The sequence below is a fragment of the Brevundimonas viscosa genome (assembly GCF_900116065.1).
GTDB lineage: Bacteria > Pseudomonadota > Alphaproteobacteria > Caulobacterales > Caulobacteraceae > Brevundimonas > Brevundimonas viscosa.
This window is the reverse complement of record NZ_FOZV01000011.1, coordinates 1-14,520: the sequence shown is the minus strand read 5'-3', so window position 1 is coordinate 14,520 and position 14,520 is coordinate 1. Positions and strand designations below refer to the sequence as shown.

General features: G+C 69.8%; 13 protein-coding genes. 7 read left to right on the top strand and 6 right to left on the bottom strand.

The annotated features are described in order from the left end of the window. Positions 1 to 44 precede the first annotated feature (44 nt). Together BM333_RS14755 and BM333_RS14750 are read right to left on the bottom strand one after the other, a co-directional pair. The gene (locus tag BM333_RS14755; RefSeq protein ID WP_092313463.1) at positions 45 to 2,219 is read right to left on the bottom strand and encodes a 3-hydroxyacyl-CoA dehydrogenase NAD-binding domain-containing protein; all 2,175 of its coding nucleotides are present in this window, start codon (positions 2,217 to 2,219) and stop codon (positions 45 to 47) included. Positions 2,220 to 2,236: 17 nt separating this feature from the next. Then, entirely contained in the window at positions 2,237 to 3,442 is a 1,206-nt protein-coding gene (locus BM333_RS14750; protein ID WP_092313460.1) for an acetyl-CoA C-acetyltransferase, read from the bottom strand. Positions 3,443 to 3,633: 191 nt separating this feature from the next. On the opposite strand from BM333_RS14750, the gene BM333_RS14745 reads away from it, so the two are divergent. Further along, the gene (locus tag BM333_RS14745) at positions 3,634 to 4,191 is read left to right on the top strand and encodes a hemerythrin domain-containing protein (protein WP_092313457.1); all 558 of its coding nucleotides are present in this window, start codon (positions 3,634 to 3,636) and stop codon (positions 4,189 to 4,191) included. An 8-nt stretch (positions 4,192 to 4,199) separates the two neighbouring features. Beyond that, entirely contained in the window at positions 4,200 to 4,778 is a 579-nt protein-coding gene (locus BM333_RS14740) for a CAP domain-containing protein (RefSeq protein WP_092313454.1), read from the top strand. A 155-nt stretch (positions 4,779 to 4,933) separates the two neighbouring features. Here BM333_RS14740 and BM333_RS14735 read toward each other — a convergent pair whose 3' ends face one another. Then, positions 4,934 to 5,929 carry a KpsF/GutQ family sugar-phosphate isomerase gene (locus BM333_RS14735; protein ID WP_092313571.1) on the bottom strand — a complete coding sequence of 332 codons (996 nt, stop codon included), beginning with the start codon at positions 5,927 to 5,929 and terminating at the stop codon, positions 4,934 to 4,936. 127 nt (positions 5,930 to 6,056) lie between these two features. On the opposite strand from BM333_RS14735, the gene otsB reads away from it, so the two are divergent. From otsB to BM333_RS14720, 3 genes are read left to right on the top strand one after another with little or no spacing between them, the layout of a single operon-like run. After that, positions 6,057 to 6,845 carry a trehalose-phosphatase gene (gene otsB, locus BM333_RS14730; RefSeq protein ID WP_092313451.1) on the top strand — a complete coding sequence of 263 codons (789 nt, stop codon included), beginning with the start codon at positions 6,057 to 6,059 and terminating at the stop codon, positions 6,843 to 6,845. Next, complete coding sequence (locus BM333_RS14725; RefSeq protein WP_092313448.1) at positions 6,842 to 8,626, top strand: glycoside hydrolase family 15 protein; 1,785 nt, start codon at positions 6,842 to 6,844, stop codon at positions 8,624 to 8,626. Before otsB ends, BM333_RS14725 begins: the two co-directional genes overlap by 4 nt. Positions 8,627 to 8,681: 55 nt before the next feature. Further along, on the top strand, positions 8,682 to 10,103 hold the full coding sequence (locus BM333_RS14720; RefSeq protein ID WP_092313445.1) for an alpha,alpha-trehalose-phosphate synthase (UDP-forming): 1,422 nt from the start codon (positions 8,682 to 8,684) through the stop codon (positions 10,101 to 10,103). A 16-nt stretch (positions 10,104 to 10,119) separates the two neighbouring features. Here BM333_RS14720 and BM333_RS14715 read toward each other — a convergent pair whose 3' ends face one another. Continuing rightward, positions 10,120 to 10,734, bottom strand: coding sequence for a glutathione S-transferase family protein (locus tag BM333_RS14715; protein WP_092313442.1), 615 nt, complete (start codon positions 10,732 to 10,734; stop codon positions 10,120 to 10,122). Positions 10,735 to 10,870: 136 nt separating this feature from the next. Here BM333_RS14715 and BM333_RS14710 point away from each other — a divergent pair, with 136 nt between their 5' ends. Further along, entirely contained in the window at positions 10,871 to 11,611 is a 741-nt protein-coding gene (locus BM333_RS14710) for a helix-turn-helix transcriptional regulator (protein ID WP_092313439.1), read from the top strand. Positions 11,612 to 11,690: 79 nt separating this feature from the next. Here BM333_RS14710 and BM333_RS14705 read toward each other — a convergent pair whose 3' ends face one another. Beyond that, the gene (locus BM333_RS14705; RefSeq protein ID WP_092313436.1) at positions 11,691 to 12,896 is read right to left on the bottom strand and encodes an acetyl-CoA C-acyltransferase; all 1,206 of its coding nucleotides are present in this window, start codon (positions 12,894 to 12,896) and stop codon (positions 11,691 to 11,693) included. A 101-nt stretch (positions 12,897 to 12,997) separates the two neighbouring features. Continuing rightward, entirely contained in the window at positions 12,998 to 13,909 is a 912-nt protein-coding gene (locus tag BM333_RS14700; protein WP_092313433.1) for an SDR family NAD(P)-dependent oxidoreductase, read from the bottom strand. Positions 13,910 to 14,107: 198 nt separating this feature from the next. Between BM333_RS14700 and BM333_RS14695 the strand changes: the two genes are divergently transcribed. After that, the coding region (locus BM333_RS14695; protein ID WP_177221914.1) for an outer membrane beta-barrel protein at positions 14,108 to 14,520 on the top strand (413 nt) is incomplete at its 3' end.

Genomic DNA, 14,520 nt, shown 5'->3' with positions numbered 1-14,520 from the left:
CCGCTTCGCGGGCCACCTTCTCCCGCAAGGGGAGAAGGGCGGTATTACGCTGCCGCCTTCTGGCCGGCGAACTTGCCGTAGAAGGTCTCGCCCTTGGCCGCCATGTCGCGCAGCAGCTGCGGGGGCGAGAAGCGGTCGCCGTATTTGGCCGCGTAGGCGTCGGCCTGTTCGACGAAGGCCTTGAGGCCGATCTGGTCGATCATGGTGATCGGTCCGCCGGTCCAGGGCGCGAAGCCCCAGGCGAGGATGGCGCCGACGTCGGCCTCGCGGGGGTCGTCGATGACGCCTTCCTCCCAGCAGCGGGCCACTTCGACCGCCTGGCGGTAGAGCAGACGGCGCTTCTGGTCCTCGACCATCTCCGGCGTGGAGTCGTTGATCGTCACCGGGGCCAGATCGGACAGGCCGGACCACAGCTTCTTGGGCTTCTGGTCGTAGTCGTAGAAGCCCTTGCCGTTCTTGCGCCCGTAGCGGCCGAGGTCCTCGACCATGGTCTGGACGATCTTCCATCCGGGCAGCGGCTGGTAGGCGTCGCCGAGGTCTTCCTTCGTCTGTTTCGCGATCTTGACCGACAGGTCCAGCGCGACGTCGTCGTGCATCTCCAGCGGGCCGCGCGGCATGCCGGTCATGCGGCCGATGTTGTCGATCAGGGCCGGGGCGTAGCCCTCCTCCAGCATGGCCAGACCCTCGGCGACATAGGTGCCGAAGCAGCGCGAGGTGTAGAAGCCGCGGCCGTCCTGCACGACGATCGGGGTCTTCCTGATCTTCATGACGTAGTCGAGCGACTTCGCCAGCGCCTCCTGGCCGGTCTTCTCGCCCATGATGATCTCGACCAGCATCATCTTGTCGACCGGCGAGAAGAAGTGGATGCCGATGAAATTCTTCGGCCGGACGCTGGCTTCGGCGAGGCCGGTGATCGGCAGGGTCGAGGTGTTCGAGCCGAACACCGCGTCGGCCGCCAGCTGGGCTTCTGCCCGCTTCGTGACCTCGGCCTTGATCTCCCGGTTCTCGAACACCGCCTCGATGACGAGGTCCGAGCCCTTGATCAGGTCGTAGTCGGTGGTGGCGGTGACCGAGGCCAGCAGGGCGTCGAACTTCTCCTGGGTGAGCTGGCCGCGGGACAGGCGTTTCTTCAGAAGCTCCTCGACGTGGGCCTTGCCCTTGTCGGCGGCTTCCTGGTCGCGGTCGATGAGGATGGTCTCGATGCCGGCCATGGCCTGCACATAGGCGATGCCGGCGCCCATCATGCCGGCGCCCAGCACCGTCACCTTCTTCGGGTCCGACTTCGGCACGCCGGCGGGGCGCACGGCGCCCTTGTCCAGCTCCTGCTTGGACAGGAACAGGCTGCGGATCATGCCCTGGGCCTGGGGGGTCATCAGGGTCTTGATGAAGTAGCGGGTCTCGATACGCAGGGCCGCGTCCATGGGGACCTGGACGCCCTCGTAAACCGCCTTCATCAGGTTCAGCACGGCCGGGTAGTTGCCGTAGGACTGCTTGCGCAGCATGGCGTTGCCGACGAGGAAGTTCTGGATGCCGGCCGGGTGGTAGGGGCCGCCGCCGGGCAGCTTGAAGGACTTCTCGTCCCACGGCTGGACGGCCTTGCCGCCGTTCTTGATCCACGCCTTGGCGGCCTCGACCTCGGCGCCCTTAGCGACCACTTCGTGGATAATGCCCGCGCCTTTCGCGTCGTTGGGGCGGAAGGACTTGCCCTCGCTCATCGCCATCATGGCGGCCTGAACGCCGATCAGGCGGGTCAGGCGCTGGGTGCCGCCGCCGCCGGGGAACAGGCCGACCTTGATCTCCGGCAGGCCGAGCTGGATCTTCGGATCGTCGCCGGCGACGCGATAGTGGCAGGCCAGGGTCAGCTCGAGGCCGCCGCCCAGCGCCAGGCCGTTGATCGCGGCGGCCACCGGCTTGCCGCAGGTTTCCAGCGCGCGCAGGGCGCCGTTCAGCCGCCAGCCGGCGTCATAGGCCGCCTGCAGGTCGGCGCCGCCGAGCATGCCCGACGCCATGTCGCCGAGGTCGGCGCCGGCGCAGAAGCCGCTCGCCTTGCCGGAGGTCAGCACCGCGCCCTTGATGGCGTCGTCGGTCTTCACCCGCTCGACCCACTGCGGGATCTCGGCCATGACCCCCGAGGTCAGGGTGTTCATCGACCGCTCGGGGACGTCGAAGGTGATCAGGGCGATGCCGTCGGCGTCGACGTCGATCTTGAAGTTTTCCATCTCGCTCTACTCCCGGATCAGACGCGTTCGATGACGGTGGCGGTGCCCATGCCGCCGCCGATGCACAGGGTGACCAGGGCGGTCTCCTTGTCGGAGCGCTCCAGTTCGTCGAGGACCACGCCGGTGATCATCGCGCCGGTGGCGCCCAGCGGGTGGCCCATGGCGATGGCGCCGCCGCAGACGTTGATTTTGTCGTGCGGGATGTCGAGCGCCTGCATGTAGCGCAGCACCACCGCGGCGAAGGCCTCGTTGAGCTCCCACAGGTCGATGTCGGCGGTGGTCATGCCCAGCTTGCCGAGCAGCTTCTGCGTCACGAACTCGGGGCCGGTCAGCATGATCGACGGCTCGGAGCCAATCGAGGCGGCGCCGCGGATCTTCGCGCGCGGCTTGAGGCCCAGGGCCTTGCCGGCCTCCAGCGAGCCGATCAGCACGCCGGCGGAGCCGTCGACGATGCCCGAGGAGTTGCCCGGGGTGTGGACGTGGTTGACGCGCTCGACCTCGGGGTAGCGCTGGTTGATCACGCTGTCGAAGGCCATTTCGCCCATCATGGCGAAGGACGGGTTCAGCGCGCCCAGGGTCTGCATGTCAGTGGCGGGGCGGATGGTCTCGTCGCGGTCCAGCTGGACGAGGCCGAGCTGGTTCTTCACCGGCACCACCGACTTCGCGAAGCGGCCTTCCTCCCAGCTGCGCGCGGCGCGCTTGTGGCTCTCGACCGAATAGGCGTCGACGTCGTCGCGGCTGAAGCCCCACTTCGAGGCGATCATGTCGGCCGAGACGCCCTGCGGCACGAAGTAGGTGGAGAAGGCCGAGGACGGGTCGACCGGCCAGGCGCCGCCGTCGGAGCCCATCGGCACGCGGCTCATGGCCTCGACGCCGCCGCCGACGGCGAAGTCGGCCTCGCCGGCCTTCACCTTGGCCGCGGCCATGTTCACCGCCTCGAGGCCCGAGGCGCAGAAGCGGTTGATCTGGACGCCGGCGGTGGTCTGGGCCCAGCCGGCGTTGAGCACGGCGGTGCGGGCGATGTCGGCGCCCTGCTCGCCCACCGGCGAGACGCAGCCGAGGATGACGTCGTCCACCTTCGAGGTGTCCAGTCCGTTGCGGTCGCGCAGGGCCTCCAGCACCTGGGTGGCGAGGCTCAGCGCGGTGATCTCGTGCAGCGAGCCGTCCTTCTTGCCCTTGCCGCGCGGGGTGCGGACCGCATCGTAGATGTAGGCGTCGGCCATGGAGAGCTCCTTGGGGGCTTCGAAGGGAGGGTGCGGTTTCGAAACGCGCTGGTCAGAAACCCTACGTTTACGTCAACGTCAAGTAACAACGGGCGGCGCGGCGGCCCGCGAACGACTCTCAGCTTGGCCGGTGGGCGGAACGGCCGTCCGCTTCGCGCCTTCTGTCGCCGAAGAAGCAAGGAGGAGCCGAGATGGCCCAGAGCTACGAAGAGATGGACGCCATCGCCATGCTGAAGGCGGACCACCGCAAGGTGGAGGAGCTGTTCGAAAAGTTCGAGAACACCAACGGCAAGGCCACCAAGCAGAAGCTGGCCGAGGAGATCTGCCTGGAGCTGAAGGTGCACACGGCGATCGAGGAGGAGATCTTCTACCCGGCCTGTCGCGGCAAGATCGAGGACGAGCTGGTCGACGAGGCCTATGTCGAGCACGACAGCGCCAAGCTGCTGATCAACGAGATCGAGGCGGGCGGGCCAGACGAGGCCTTCTATGACGCCAAGGTCAAGGTGCTGTCCGAGATGATCGAGCACCACGTCGAGGAGGAGGAGAAGCGGGTCGAGGGCATGTTCAGCCAGGCCCGCGCCGCCGGCCTCGACATGGATCAGCTGGCCGACGACATGCGCGCCCGCAAGCGGACGGCCATGGAGGAGTTCCAGGCCGGCAAGCCGGCCGAGACGCGGACGCTGGAGGGCGACGATGTCGCCAGCGCGCAGACCGACCAGCCGCTGGGCGAAGGCCTGCAGACCCGCTGAGGCCGGCGATGCTTCCGGCACGGCTTGCGGCCGTGGCCCTGCTGGCGGCCGGAGGCGCAGCCTGCGCCGACCCTGGGCTGCTGGTGGTGCCGCCGCCGCAGCAGCCGCGGACAGTGCAGCCCATCGCGCCGCCGCGTTCGACCGCGCCGTCCAGCGAGGTCGAGCGCCGGCTGCTCGACGCCCACAACGCCGAGCGGGCGCGGGTCGGCGTCGCGCCGCTGCGCTGGGCCGACTCCCTCGAGGCGGAGGCCCGGGTGTGGGCGCGCCAGCTGATCGGCAGCAGCACCTTCGCGCACGATCCCGCGCCGCACGGACACGGCGAGAACCTGTGGACCGGCTGGGGCGGCCGGGTCTGGACCCCCGAGGAGATGGTGGGGGAGTGGGCGGCCGAGCGGGCCGACTACCGGCACGGTCCGTTCCCGAACGTCAGCCGCACGGGAAACTGGGCCGAGGTGGCCCACTACACCCAGCTGGTGTGGCGCGACACGACCCACGTCGGCTGCGCGGTGGAGAGCCGCGGCGATCGCTCGGTGCTGGCCTGCCGCTATGCGCCGCCGGGGAATATCGACGGGCGGACGGCGTATTGAGGTAGGGACCAGGGAGCAGGGATTGGGGGATTAGGGGTTGGGGATCGTTCCCCACGGCGACTTCGCGAGCCCCGTGGCCCGAGCAGCTTTGCGGAAGCCCGCCCACTCGTCCCTAATCCCTAGTCCCTAATCCCCAATCCCTGATCCCTGATCCCTCAGCTCACGTAGCCCGCCTGCATCAGCTCGGCGATGTGGATGATGGCCGCCGGACGCTCGTCCTCGAGGACCAGCAGGGTGGCGATCCTGTTCTGGGTCATCAGGTCGATGGCGTCGCTCATGCGGGCGTCGGGGGCGATGACCTTGGGACGGGGGCTCATGATGTCGGCGGCGGTGAGGCCGGCGGCGTTCTCGCGGTTGAAGGCCCGGCGCACGTCCCCGTCGGTGACGATCCCGGCCAGCCGCCCGTCCGTGTCGACCACGGCGGTGGCGCCCTTGCGGCCCTCGGTGATGGCCGAGACGACCTCGGCGAAGGTCGCGGTGGTCGGCACTGTCGCCGGCGCCGGCGGGCGGTCGCCCATCCAGTCGCGCACGCTCTGCAGGCTCATGCCCAGCTTGCCGCCCGGGTGGTGCAGGCCGAAGGCCTCGGCGGTGAAGCCGCGGCGGTCCATCAGCACCATGGCCAGGGCGTCGCCCAGCGCCAGGGTCATCAGGGTCGAGGTGGTCGGGGCGAGGTTGTTGGGGCAGGCCTCGGCCACCTGCGGCATGGCCAGGCAGACCGCCGAGGTGCGCCCGAGGAAGCTGTTCGGCCGCTGCGTCAGGCCGATCACCGGAATGCCCTCGCGCTGGCAGAAGATCAAAGGATCGCGCAGCTCGCGGCTCTCGCCCGAGTTGGAGATGGCCAGCAGGGTGACGTCCTTCCTCAGCATGCCGAGGTCGCCGTGGCTCATCTCGGCCGGGTGAACGAAGAAGGCGTTGGTGCCGGTCGAGGCGAGGGTGGCGGCGATCTTGCCGCCGATGTGGCCCGACTTGCCCATGCCGGTGACGACGACGTAGCCGGGTCGCGACAGGATGATCTCGACCGCGCGGACAAGATCGTCGCCGATGCCGGCCTCCAGCGCCTGCAGGGCGGAGACGTTGAGCCGCACCACCTCGCGGGCGCGGTCGATCATGGCGGCGGGCTCGGCGGCGAGGGCGGGGCGGGGCTCGGTCATGACGCGGAATTGGCCCATCGCGCCGGAATGCACAATCCGGAGCCGGCGAACGCCGTCATGCTGCGCCGCGTCAAAAAAAGCGACGCTTGGGGTCAACCCGATCCCGGGTTCCGCGTTAGGAACAGCCATGGGGACGTCACATCCGACCGTCGACGCCGCGGCCGCGGCGGTCGAAAACTCACCGCACCTGCCGCCGCCGCCTTTCCGCATCCGACGGCCGGCCCTGTTCCTCGATCTGGACGGGGTGCTCGCGCCGCTGGCCGAAACGCCGGAGGCGGTGGTGCCGCATCCACGCCGCACCGCGGCCCTGAAGGCCGTCGCCGACCGCTTCGACGGACGGGTGGCGATCGTCAGCGGCCGCACCCTCGCCGAGGTCGACCGCATCTCCGAATCCGCCCTGACCTCCGCCTCGGGCGTCCACGGGCTCGAGCGGCGGCGCCCCGACGGCTCGATCCACCGGGCCGAGCCGGCCGAGGGCGTGCGCGTCGCCGTGGAGGCGTTCGAGGCCTTCGCCGCCCGCGTTCCCGGCGTAATCGTCGAGGACAAGGCGGTGTCAGCCGGATTGCACTTCCGACAGGCGCCTCACGCGGCGGCGGCGGCGACCGCCCTGGCCCGCTGCCTGGCGACCGACACCGGCCTGGTGATGCAGCCAGGTAACGCCGTCATCGAGCTGAAGACCCCCGGCACGGACAAGGGCACGGCCCTGACCACCTTCATGGAGGAGCCGCCGTTCGCCGGCGCCTGCCCGATCATGGTCGGCGACGACCTGACCGACGAATACGGCTTCCGCGCCGCCGAGGCGCTGGGCGGCTTTGGCGTGCTGGTCGGGCCGGCGCGACAGACGGCGGCTCGCTTCGGCCTTCCGGGCGTTGACGAGGTGCTGGATTGGCTGGAACGGCTCGAGGAGACCGCATGAAGCCCGACCTGGACCTCGCCCCGATCGGCAACTGTTCGATCAGCGCGCTGATCGACCGTCGCGGACGCTATGTCTGGGCGTGCGCGCCCCGTGTGGACGGCGACCCGGTGTTCTCGGCCCTGATGGACGGGATGGAGCCGGAGCACGGCTTCTGGGACATCGAGCTGGAGGGGCAGAAGCACGTCAGCCAGGCCTATGTGCGCAACACCCCGGTGCTGCGCACGGTGCTGACCGCCGAGGACGGCTCGTCGGTCGAAGTCGTCGACTTCGCGCCGCGTCATCCGAAACACAGCCGCACCTACCGGCCGCTCGCCTTCGGGCGGGTTGTCCGGCCGCTGCACGGCGCGCCGCGCATCCGCATGCGTCTGCGGCCGGCCGCGGACTGGGGCGCCCGCCGGGCGGAGCGTACCCACGGCTCCAACCACATCCGCTACCTCTGCACCGACGTGACGCTGCGGCTGACCACCGACTGTCCGGTCTCGCACGTGCTCAACGAACGGATGTTCCGGCTGGAGCGGCCCCTGGCCTTTTTCCTCGGGCCGGACGAGGGCTACGACCAGGACGTCGGGCCCGGCGTCAGCGCCGCGCTGGAGCGGACCGTCGCCTACTGGCAGGACTGGGTGCGCAAGCTGTACCTGCCGCTGGACTGGCAGGAGGCGGTGATCCGAGCCGCCATCACACTGAAGCTGTGCGCCTACGAGGAGACCGGCGCGATCGTCGCGGCGATGACCACCTCGGTGCCCGAGTTCCCCGAGAGCGGGCGGAACTGGGACTATCGCTACTGCTGGATCCGCGACGCCTACTACGTCGTGCGGGCGCTGAACCGGCTGGGCGCGGTGGACATCCTCGAGAACTACCTCGGTTACCTCAGGAATCTCGTCGACGATTCCGCCGGCGGACATGTGCAGCCGGTCTACGGGGTCGGGCTGGAGCCCGGCATCGGCGAGCGAATCGTCGAGACCGTCGAGGGCTACCGGGGCATGAAGCCGGTGCGCGTCGGCAACCAGGCGCACGAGCACCTGCAGCATGACGTCTACGGGCAGATCGTGCTGTGCCTCGTGCAGGCTTTCTACGACCACCGGCTGCTGCGGCCCGGGACGGTCGAGGACTTCCACGCCCTCGAGAAGGTTGGCGAGCGGGCCTACGCCATGCACGACCAGACCGACGCCGGCCTGTGGGAGTTCCGCACCATCGCGCGGGTGCACACCTATTCGTCGGTGATGTGCTGGGCGGCCTGCGATCGTCTCGCCAAGGCGGCGGACCACCTGGGCCTCGCCAGCCGGGCGGATGTCTGGCGCGAACGGGCGCGGGTCATCCGCGAGCGCATCGAGAGCGAAGCCTATCTGCCGGAAGAGGGCCGCTTCGCCGCCAGCTATGGCAATCGCGAGCTGGACGCCTCCCTGTTGCAGCTGACCGATCTGGGCTTCCTCGACCCGCTGGACCCGCGCCAGGTCGGCACCTTCGAGGCCATCGAACGCGACCTGAAGAAGGGGCCGTACCTGTTCCGCTACGTGGAGCCGGACGACTTCGGCGAGCCGGAGACGGCGTTCAACTTCTGCACCTTCTGGTTCGTGGAGGCGCTGCACCTGAACGGCCGCACCGAGGAGGCGCGGGCGATCTTCGAGGAGATGCTGAGCCGCCGCACCCACGCCGGCCTGCTCAGCGAGGACATCTCGCTGGCCGACGGGGAGTTGTGGGGCAACTATCCGCAGACCTACTCGCTGGTCGGTATCATCAACTGCGCCGTGCTGCTGAGCCGCTCGTGGAAGGAGGTTCGATGAACGCCTTCACGACATCGCGCTGGCGCCAAAACGCTCGTCCGGCGGTTCTGCAGCCATGAGCCGCCTGATCGTCGTCTCCAACCGGGTCTCCGCGCCCAAGGACCCCGCCGCCGGCTCGGCCGGCGGGCTGGCCATGGCGCTCTCGGCCGCCCTGCGCAAATACGAGGGCCTGTGGTTCGGCTGGTCGGGCGAGACGGTCGAGACGTTCGTTCCCGAAGCCAAGATCGAGGATCGGGCCGGGGTCACCGTCGCCCTTGTCGACCTCGAGGCCCAGGACGTCGAGGAGTACTACAACGGCTACGCCAACAAGACGCTGTGGCCGCTGTTCCACCACCGCGTCGACCTGACCGAATACGAGCGGTCCTACGGCGAGGGCTACGAACGGACCAACGCCCGCTTCGCCGAGGTGCTGGCTCCGCTGATCCAGCCGGACGACGTGATCTGGATTCATGACTACCACATGATCCCGCTGGCCCGGGACCTGCGCCGGCGCGGCATCCGCAACCGCATCGGCTTCTTCCTGCACACGCCCTGGCCGGCCCGGCAGTTGCTGGTCACCCTGCCGCACCACCGGCGGCTGGTGGAGTCGATGTTCGACTACGACCTGATCGGCTTCCACACCCGCGAGTGGCTGGACCTGTTCCGCGACTACGTCGCCTCGGAGCCCAGCGTGAACGGGCGGCTGCTGCCCAACGACGCGCTCGAGGCGTTCGGCAAGACGGTGCAGACCGGGGTCTTCCCCATCGGCATCGACGTCGACGGCTTCCTGGCGGCCCGCAACTCGGCGCTGGGAACCCGCACCTACGACCGCATGGCGGCGTCGGCGGCGTTCCGCTCGATGATCGTCGGCGTCGACCGGCTGGACTACTCCAAGGGGCTGGAGCAGCGGCTGCTCGGCTATGAACAGTTCCTCGCCGACAATCCCGACATGCGCGGCGAGGTCTTCCTGCTGCAGGTGACCCCGATCAGCCGCGACGATGTCGACGCCTACCAGGACATCCGCGCCCGGCTCGACGCCCTGGCGGGGCGGATCAACGGCGAGTACGCCGACATGGACTGGCAGCCGATCCGCTATCTCAACCGCACCTACCGCCGCGACCAGCTGGCCGGCATCTACCGGGCGGCGCGCGTCGGGCTGGTGACGCCGCTGCGCGACGGCATGAACCTGGTCGCCAAGGAATACATCGCCGCGCAGAATCCGGAGGATCCGGGCGTGCTGATCCTGTCGCGGTTCGCGGGGGCCGCCGAGCAGATGGGCGAGGCCCTGCTGGTCAATCCGTTCAGCCGCGAGGAGCTCTCCGACGCCATCAAGCGCGCCCTGACCATGCCGCTGGACGAGCGCAAGCGGAAGTGGGCGTCGCTGATGCAGGTGGTGCGCGACACCGACGTCGGCCTGTGGCGCGACGACTTCGTCGCCTGTCTGCGCGCGATCGACCGGCCGGCGGACGGCGAGGACTCCGCCACCCGCGCGGCCTGACCGTCGTCGCGCGGTTTCAGGCCACGTCGGCCAGCGGCGCCGGCGCCGCGTCCCTGGCCGCGGCTAGGAGATTGCCCGGCCGGTCCGAAAGCCGCGCCAGCCAGGCGTCCATGGCCGCGCTCTGCGGCGCGAATTCCCGGCCCCACAGCATGGCCGAGCCGACCATGACGTCGACGGCGGTGAACCGGTGGCCCATCAGCCAGGGGCCGTGGTCGAGCGCGCCGAGGATGCGGGCGTTGACCGCATCGTAGCGCTTGCGGGCGATCGGATCGGCCTCGGTCTCGCCCCGGATGCGGCTCCAGTAGGCCGGCTCCATCTCGCCGGCGGTCCACGACAGCCAGGTCAGATAGGCGGCCCGCTCCGGCGATCCGGCCGGGGCGCCGAGGTTCGCCCTCGGGAACAGATCGGTCAGATACAGGGCGATCGCTGCGGACTCGGTCACCAGCGCGCCGTCGTGGAGCAGCGCCGGGACCTTGCCGTCCGGATGCGGATTGGCCGGGTCGGCCTTTCCGGTCCCCGACAGGGCGCGAAAGATGTCGACGTACTCGATCTCGTAGGGGGCGCCGAGCTCCTCCAGCAGCCAGACGATGCGGCCGGAGCGCGATTGCGGGGCGTGGAACAGGGTCAGCATGGATGTCTCTCCGGTTGGGGCGCTGTCGCTCGCGACGCGGCCGCCCGTGGCCCGAGCGCGCTCGCCGTCGACCCGGATTGACTACTGACATCCTGCTGACAGCATGCTGTCAGCAACCGTACGCAAGGGTGGCGACATGAGACGCGCGGACCGGCTGTTCCAGATCATCCAGGTGCTGCGGCGCTCGTCGCGGCCAGTCACGGCCGAGGTCATCGCCGTCGAACTGGAGACCTCGAAGCGCTCGATCTATCGCGACATCGCCACCCTGATCGGCCAGCGGGTGCCGATCCGGGGCGAGGCGGGCGTCGGCTATGTGCTTGACGGCGGCTTCGACATGCCGCCGCTGATGCTGACCTCCGACGAGGTCGAGGCGGCGGTGCTGGGGGCGCAGTGGGTGGCCGGGCGCGGGGACCCGGCCCTGGCGCGGGCGGCGCGGGACCTGATCGCCAAGATCGCCGCCACCGTGCCCGAGCGCCTGCGGCCGGTGTTGCTTGAGCCGGCGGTGGCCAGCGCGCCGGTGTGGGACGACCGCAAGCCCGAGGCGCTGGACATGGCGCAGGCGCGGGCCTGGATCCACGCCGGCCGCAAGCTGGCCCTGCTCTACCGCGACGAGCGGGAGCGCGAGACCCGCCGCGTGGTCTGGCCGTTCCTCGTCGGCTATCGAGAGACCACCCGGCTGCTGGTGGGCTGGTGCGAGATGCGCGACGATTTCCGCACCTTCCGCACCGACCGGGTGGTGGCGGCCGACTTCCTGGAGGAACGATACCCGGCCCGCCCGGCGGCCCTGCGCACCCGCTGGATGGCCAAGATGGAGGCCGAGCGGGCGGCCTGGATCGCGATGGGACGGCCGCCGCCGCCGGAGAAGCGGGCTCAGTAGATCTCGAACAGCCCCACCGCGCCGCAGCCGGACCGCATGGCGGTCCGGCCGCTTTCCGGCGTGGGCGCGGCTGGTCGTGTCAGTAGATTTCGATGAGGCCCGCCGCGCCCATGCCGCCGCCGACGCACATGGTGACGACGCCGTACTTCGCCCCCCGGCGCTTGCCCTCGATCAGGACGTGGCCGGTCATGCGGGCGCCCGACATGCCGTAGGGGTGGCCGATCGAGATGGCGCCGCCGGAGACGTTGAGGCGCTCATTGGGGATGCCCAGCCGGTCGCGGCAGTAGATCACCTGCACGGCGAAGGCCTCGTTCAGCTCCCAGATGCCGATGTCGTCCACGGTCAGGCCGTGCCGCTCCAGCAGGCGGGGCACGGCGAACACCGGCCCGATGCCCATTTCGTCCGGCTCGCAGCCGGCCACCGCCATGCCGCGGAAGGCGCCCAACGGCTTCAGCCCGCGACGCTCGGCCTCCCTGGCCTCCATGATCACCGAGGCCGAGGCGCCGTCGGACAGCTGGCTGGCGTTTCCGGCGGTGATGAAGCGGCCCTGCTGGACCGTCTCGCCGCCGCCGAACACCGGCTTCAGGGAGGACAGGCCCTCGAGGGTGGTGTCGGGCCGGTTGCCCTCGTCCTTCGACAGGGTGACCTCCCGGGCCGAAGCCTGGCCGGTGGCCTTGTCGACGACCTGCATGGTGGTGGTCATCGGCGCGATCTCGGCGTCCAGCCGACCCTCGGCCTGGGCCCGGGCGGTGCGCTGCTGGGACTGCAGGGCGTATTCGTCCTGGGCCTCGCGGCTGATCCCGTAGCGGTCGGCGACGACCTCGGCGGTCTCCAGCATCGACATGTAGATGTGCGGGTGCAGCGCCTTCAGGTCCGGATCGTGCAGGCGGAACAGGTTCATGTTCTGGTTCTGCACCAGCGAGATCGATTCCAGCCCGCCGCCGACGGCGACGGTCTGGCCGTCGTGGATCACCTGCTTCGCCGCCGTGGCGATGGCCATCAGCCCCGAGGCGCACTGGCGGTCGAGGCTCATGCCGGCGGTCGTGACCGGCAGGCCGCCGGCCAGCGCCGCCTGGCGGCCGATGTTGGTGCCGGTCGAGCCCTGCTGCAGGGCGGCGCCCATGACCACGTCCTCGATCTCGGCCGGATCGACGCCGGCGCGGGCCACGGCGTGGCGGATGGCGTGGCCGCCCAGCTGCTGCGCCTGGGTGTCGTTGAAGGCGCCGCGGTAGGCGCGGCCGATCGGGGTACGGGCGGTGGAGACGATCACGGCTTCGCGGGACATCGGCGAGGCTCCTGCTGGTTGGCGCTATCGCTCGCGACGCGGTCGCTCGCGGCCTGAGCGCGATGTTCGGGATTTAGAACCTTGCCGCCGCGTCAGCCAAGTCAGCCCTCGCCGAGGGCCTTCTGCGCCTTGGAGAGCTCGATGAAGCCCTGCGCCGCGCCCATCTCCGGCACGATCTCGCCGGCGCGGTCGGAGATCTCCTCGAACCGGGCGGCGACCTGTTCGGGCGCGTCCTCGCCGACGATGCGCACGCCCTGGGTCAGGGTGACGTAGGCGCGCTCGAAGCCGCCGGCGCCGGCGGCCAGGATGCAGCGATTCGGCGCCGCCTCGCTGACGAGGTGCAGCAGCCCCGGCGTGACCAGCGACGGCTCCAGCATCTCCAGCGGCAGCCGGGCGCCGAGATCCTCGGTCATCCGGGTGTGGGCGGTCGGGGCCAGGCAGTTGACCCGGATGTCGTGTTTGGCCCCCTCGATCGACAGGGTCTGCATCAGGCCGACCAGCGCCATCTTGGCGGCGCCGTAGTTCGACTGGCCGAAGTTGCCGTAGAGCCCGGAGGACGAGGTGGTCATGACGATGCGGCCGTAGTTCCGCTCGCGCATGATGTCCCAAACGGCCTTGGTGCAGTTCACGGCCCCCATCAGGTGCACGTCGACGACGAAGCGGAAGTCGTCCAGCTCCATCTTGGCGAAGGTCCTGTCGCGCAGCACCCCGGCGTTGTTGACCAGGATGTCGACGCGGCCCCAGCGCTCCATCGCCTCGGCGATCATCGCCTGCACGGCCGCGAAGTCGGTGACCGAGGCGGCGCTGGGCATCGCCTCGCCGCCGGCCGCCGTGATCTCGGCCACCACAGCTTCCGCCGCCGTGGCCGACCCGCCTGATCCGTCGCGGGCGCCGCCCAGATCGTTGACCACCACCCGGGCCCCGCGGCTAGCCAGCGCCAGTGCATGTTCACGCCCCAGGCCGCCGCCCGCCCCGGTGACGATCGCCACCCGTCCGTCGAATTTCATCGCCATTTCGCCTCACTTGATCCCGCCCGATTGTCCTAGCAGGCGTTTCAGAAGGAGAAAGCCCCTGCATTTGTGTTGGAATGGCGCCACAGTCGCCGCATTCGATGGTCTGGCGAGGAACCGGAACCGTACATTGTGGTTCTGCCTCCCGAGCCGCCCCGTGTAAGCGTGGGCATTCGGGCAACCTTGAGTGTGAGGGATATGATGAAGGTGAAACTTCTCGCCGGCGTCGCGATGGCCGGGCTGCTTGCAGCCGGCGCAGCGTCTGCCGAGCCGAACGGCTGGTACGGCGCGCTTGACGCCGGCTGGCACACGGCGGACGTCGAGACGGCGCAGGGCGTCGATTTCAACCCTGAAGACAGCTGGGCCGGCTTTGCGCGGCTGGGCTACCGGTTCAACGAGAACTGGCGTGTCGAGCTGGAAGGCGGACACCGCTCGGGCGGCGACCTCGAAGAGGTGACGGTGGCTTCGGGCGCGCCGTTCATCTGCAACGTGACGCCGGCGGCGGGCGCGTGCGATGTGCCGGACGGCGAGATCACCTCGACCACGCTGATGGCCAATGTGATCTACGACTTCGGCGACGCGTCGTGGAGCCTGCGTCCGTTCATCGGTCTGGG

What these genes read in the sequence shown, in the direction of transcription:
- BM333_RS14740 (WP_092313454.1), top strand. Translation starts at nt 4,200, where the DNA reads ATGCTTCCGGCACGGCTTGCGGCCGTGGCCCTGCTGGCGGCCGGAGGC.
- BM333_RS14720 (WP_092313445.1), top strand. Translation starts at nt 8,682, where the DNA reads ATGAGCCGCCTGATCGTCGTCTCCAACCGGGTCTCCGCGCCCAAGGAC.
- BM333_RS14705 (WP_092313436.1), bottom strand. Translation starts at nt 12,896, where the DNA reads ATGTCCCGCGAAGCCGTGATCGTCTCCACCGCCCGTACCCCGATCGGC.
- BM333_RS14725 (WP_092313448.1), top strand. Translation starts at nt 6,842, where the DNA reads ATGAAGCCCGACCTGGACCTCGCCCCGATCGGCAACTGTTCGATCAGC.
- BM333_RS14750 (WP_092313460.1), bottom strand. Translation starts at nt 3,442, where the DNA reads ATGGCCGACGCCTACATCTACGATGCGGTCCGCACCCCGCGCGGCAAG.
- BM333_RS14700 (WP_092313433.1), bottom strand. Translation starts at nt 13,909, where the DNA reads ATGGCGATGAAATTCGACGGACGGGTGGCGATCGTCACCGGGGCGGGC.
- BM333_RS14735 (WP_092313571.1), bottom strand. Translation starts at nt 5,929, where the DNA reads ATGACCGAGCCCCGCCCCGCCCTCGCCGCCGAGCCCGCCGCCATGATC.
- BM333_RS14755 (WP_092313463.1), bottom strand. Translation starts at nt 2,219, where the DNA reads ATGGAAAACTTCAAGATCGACGTCGACGCCGACGGCATCGCCCTGATC.
- BM333_RS14715 (WP_092313442.1), bottom strand. Translation starts at nt 10,734, where the DNA reads ATGCTGACCCTGTTCCACGCCCCGCAATCGCGCTCCGGCCGCATCGTC.
- BM333_RS14745 (WP_092313457.1), top strand. Translation starts at nt 3,634, where the DNA reads ATGGCCCAGAGCTACGAAGAGATGGACGCCATCGCCATGCTGAAGGCG.
- BM333_RS14710 (WP_092313439.1), top strand. Translation starts at nt 10,871, where the DNA reads ATGAGACGCGCGGACCGGCTGTTCCAGATCATCCAGGTGCTGCGGCGC.
- otsB (WP_092313451.1), top strand. Translation starts at nt 6,057, where the DNA reads ATGGGGACGTCACATCCGACCGTCGACGCCGCGGCCGCGGCGGTCGAA.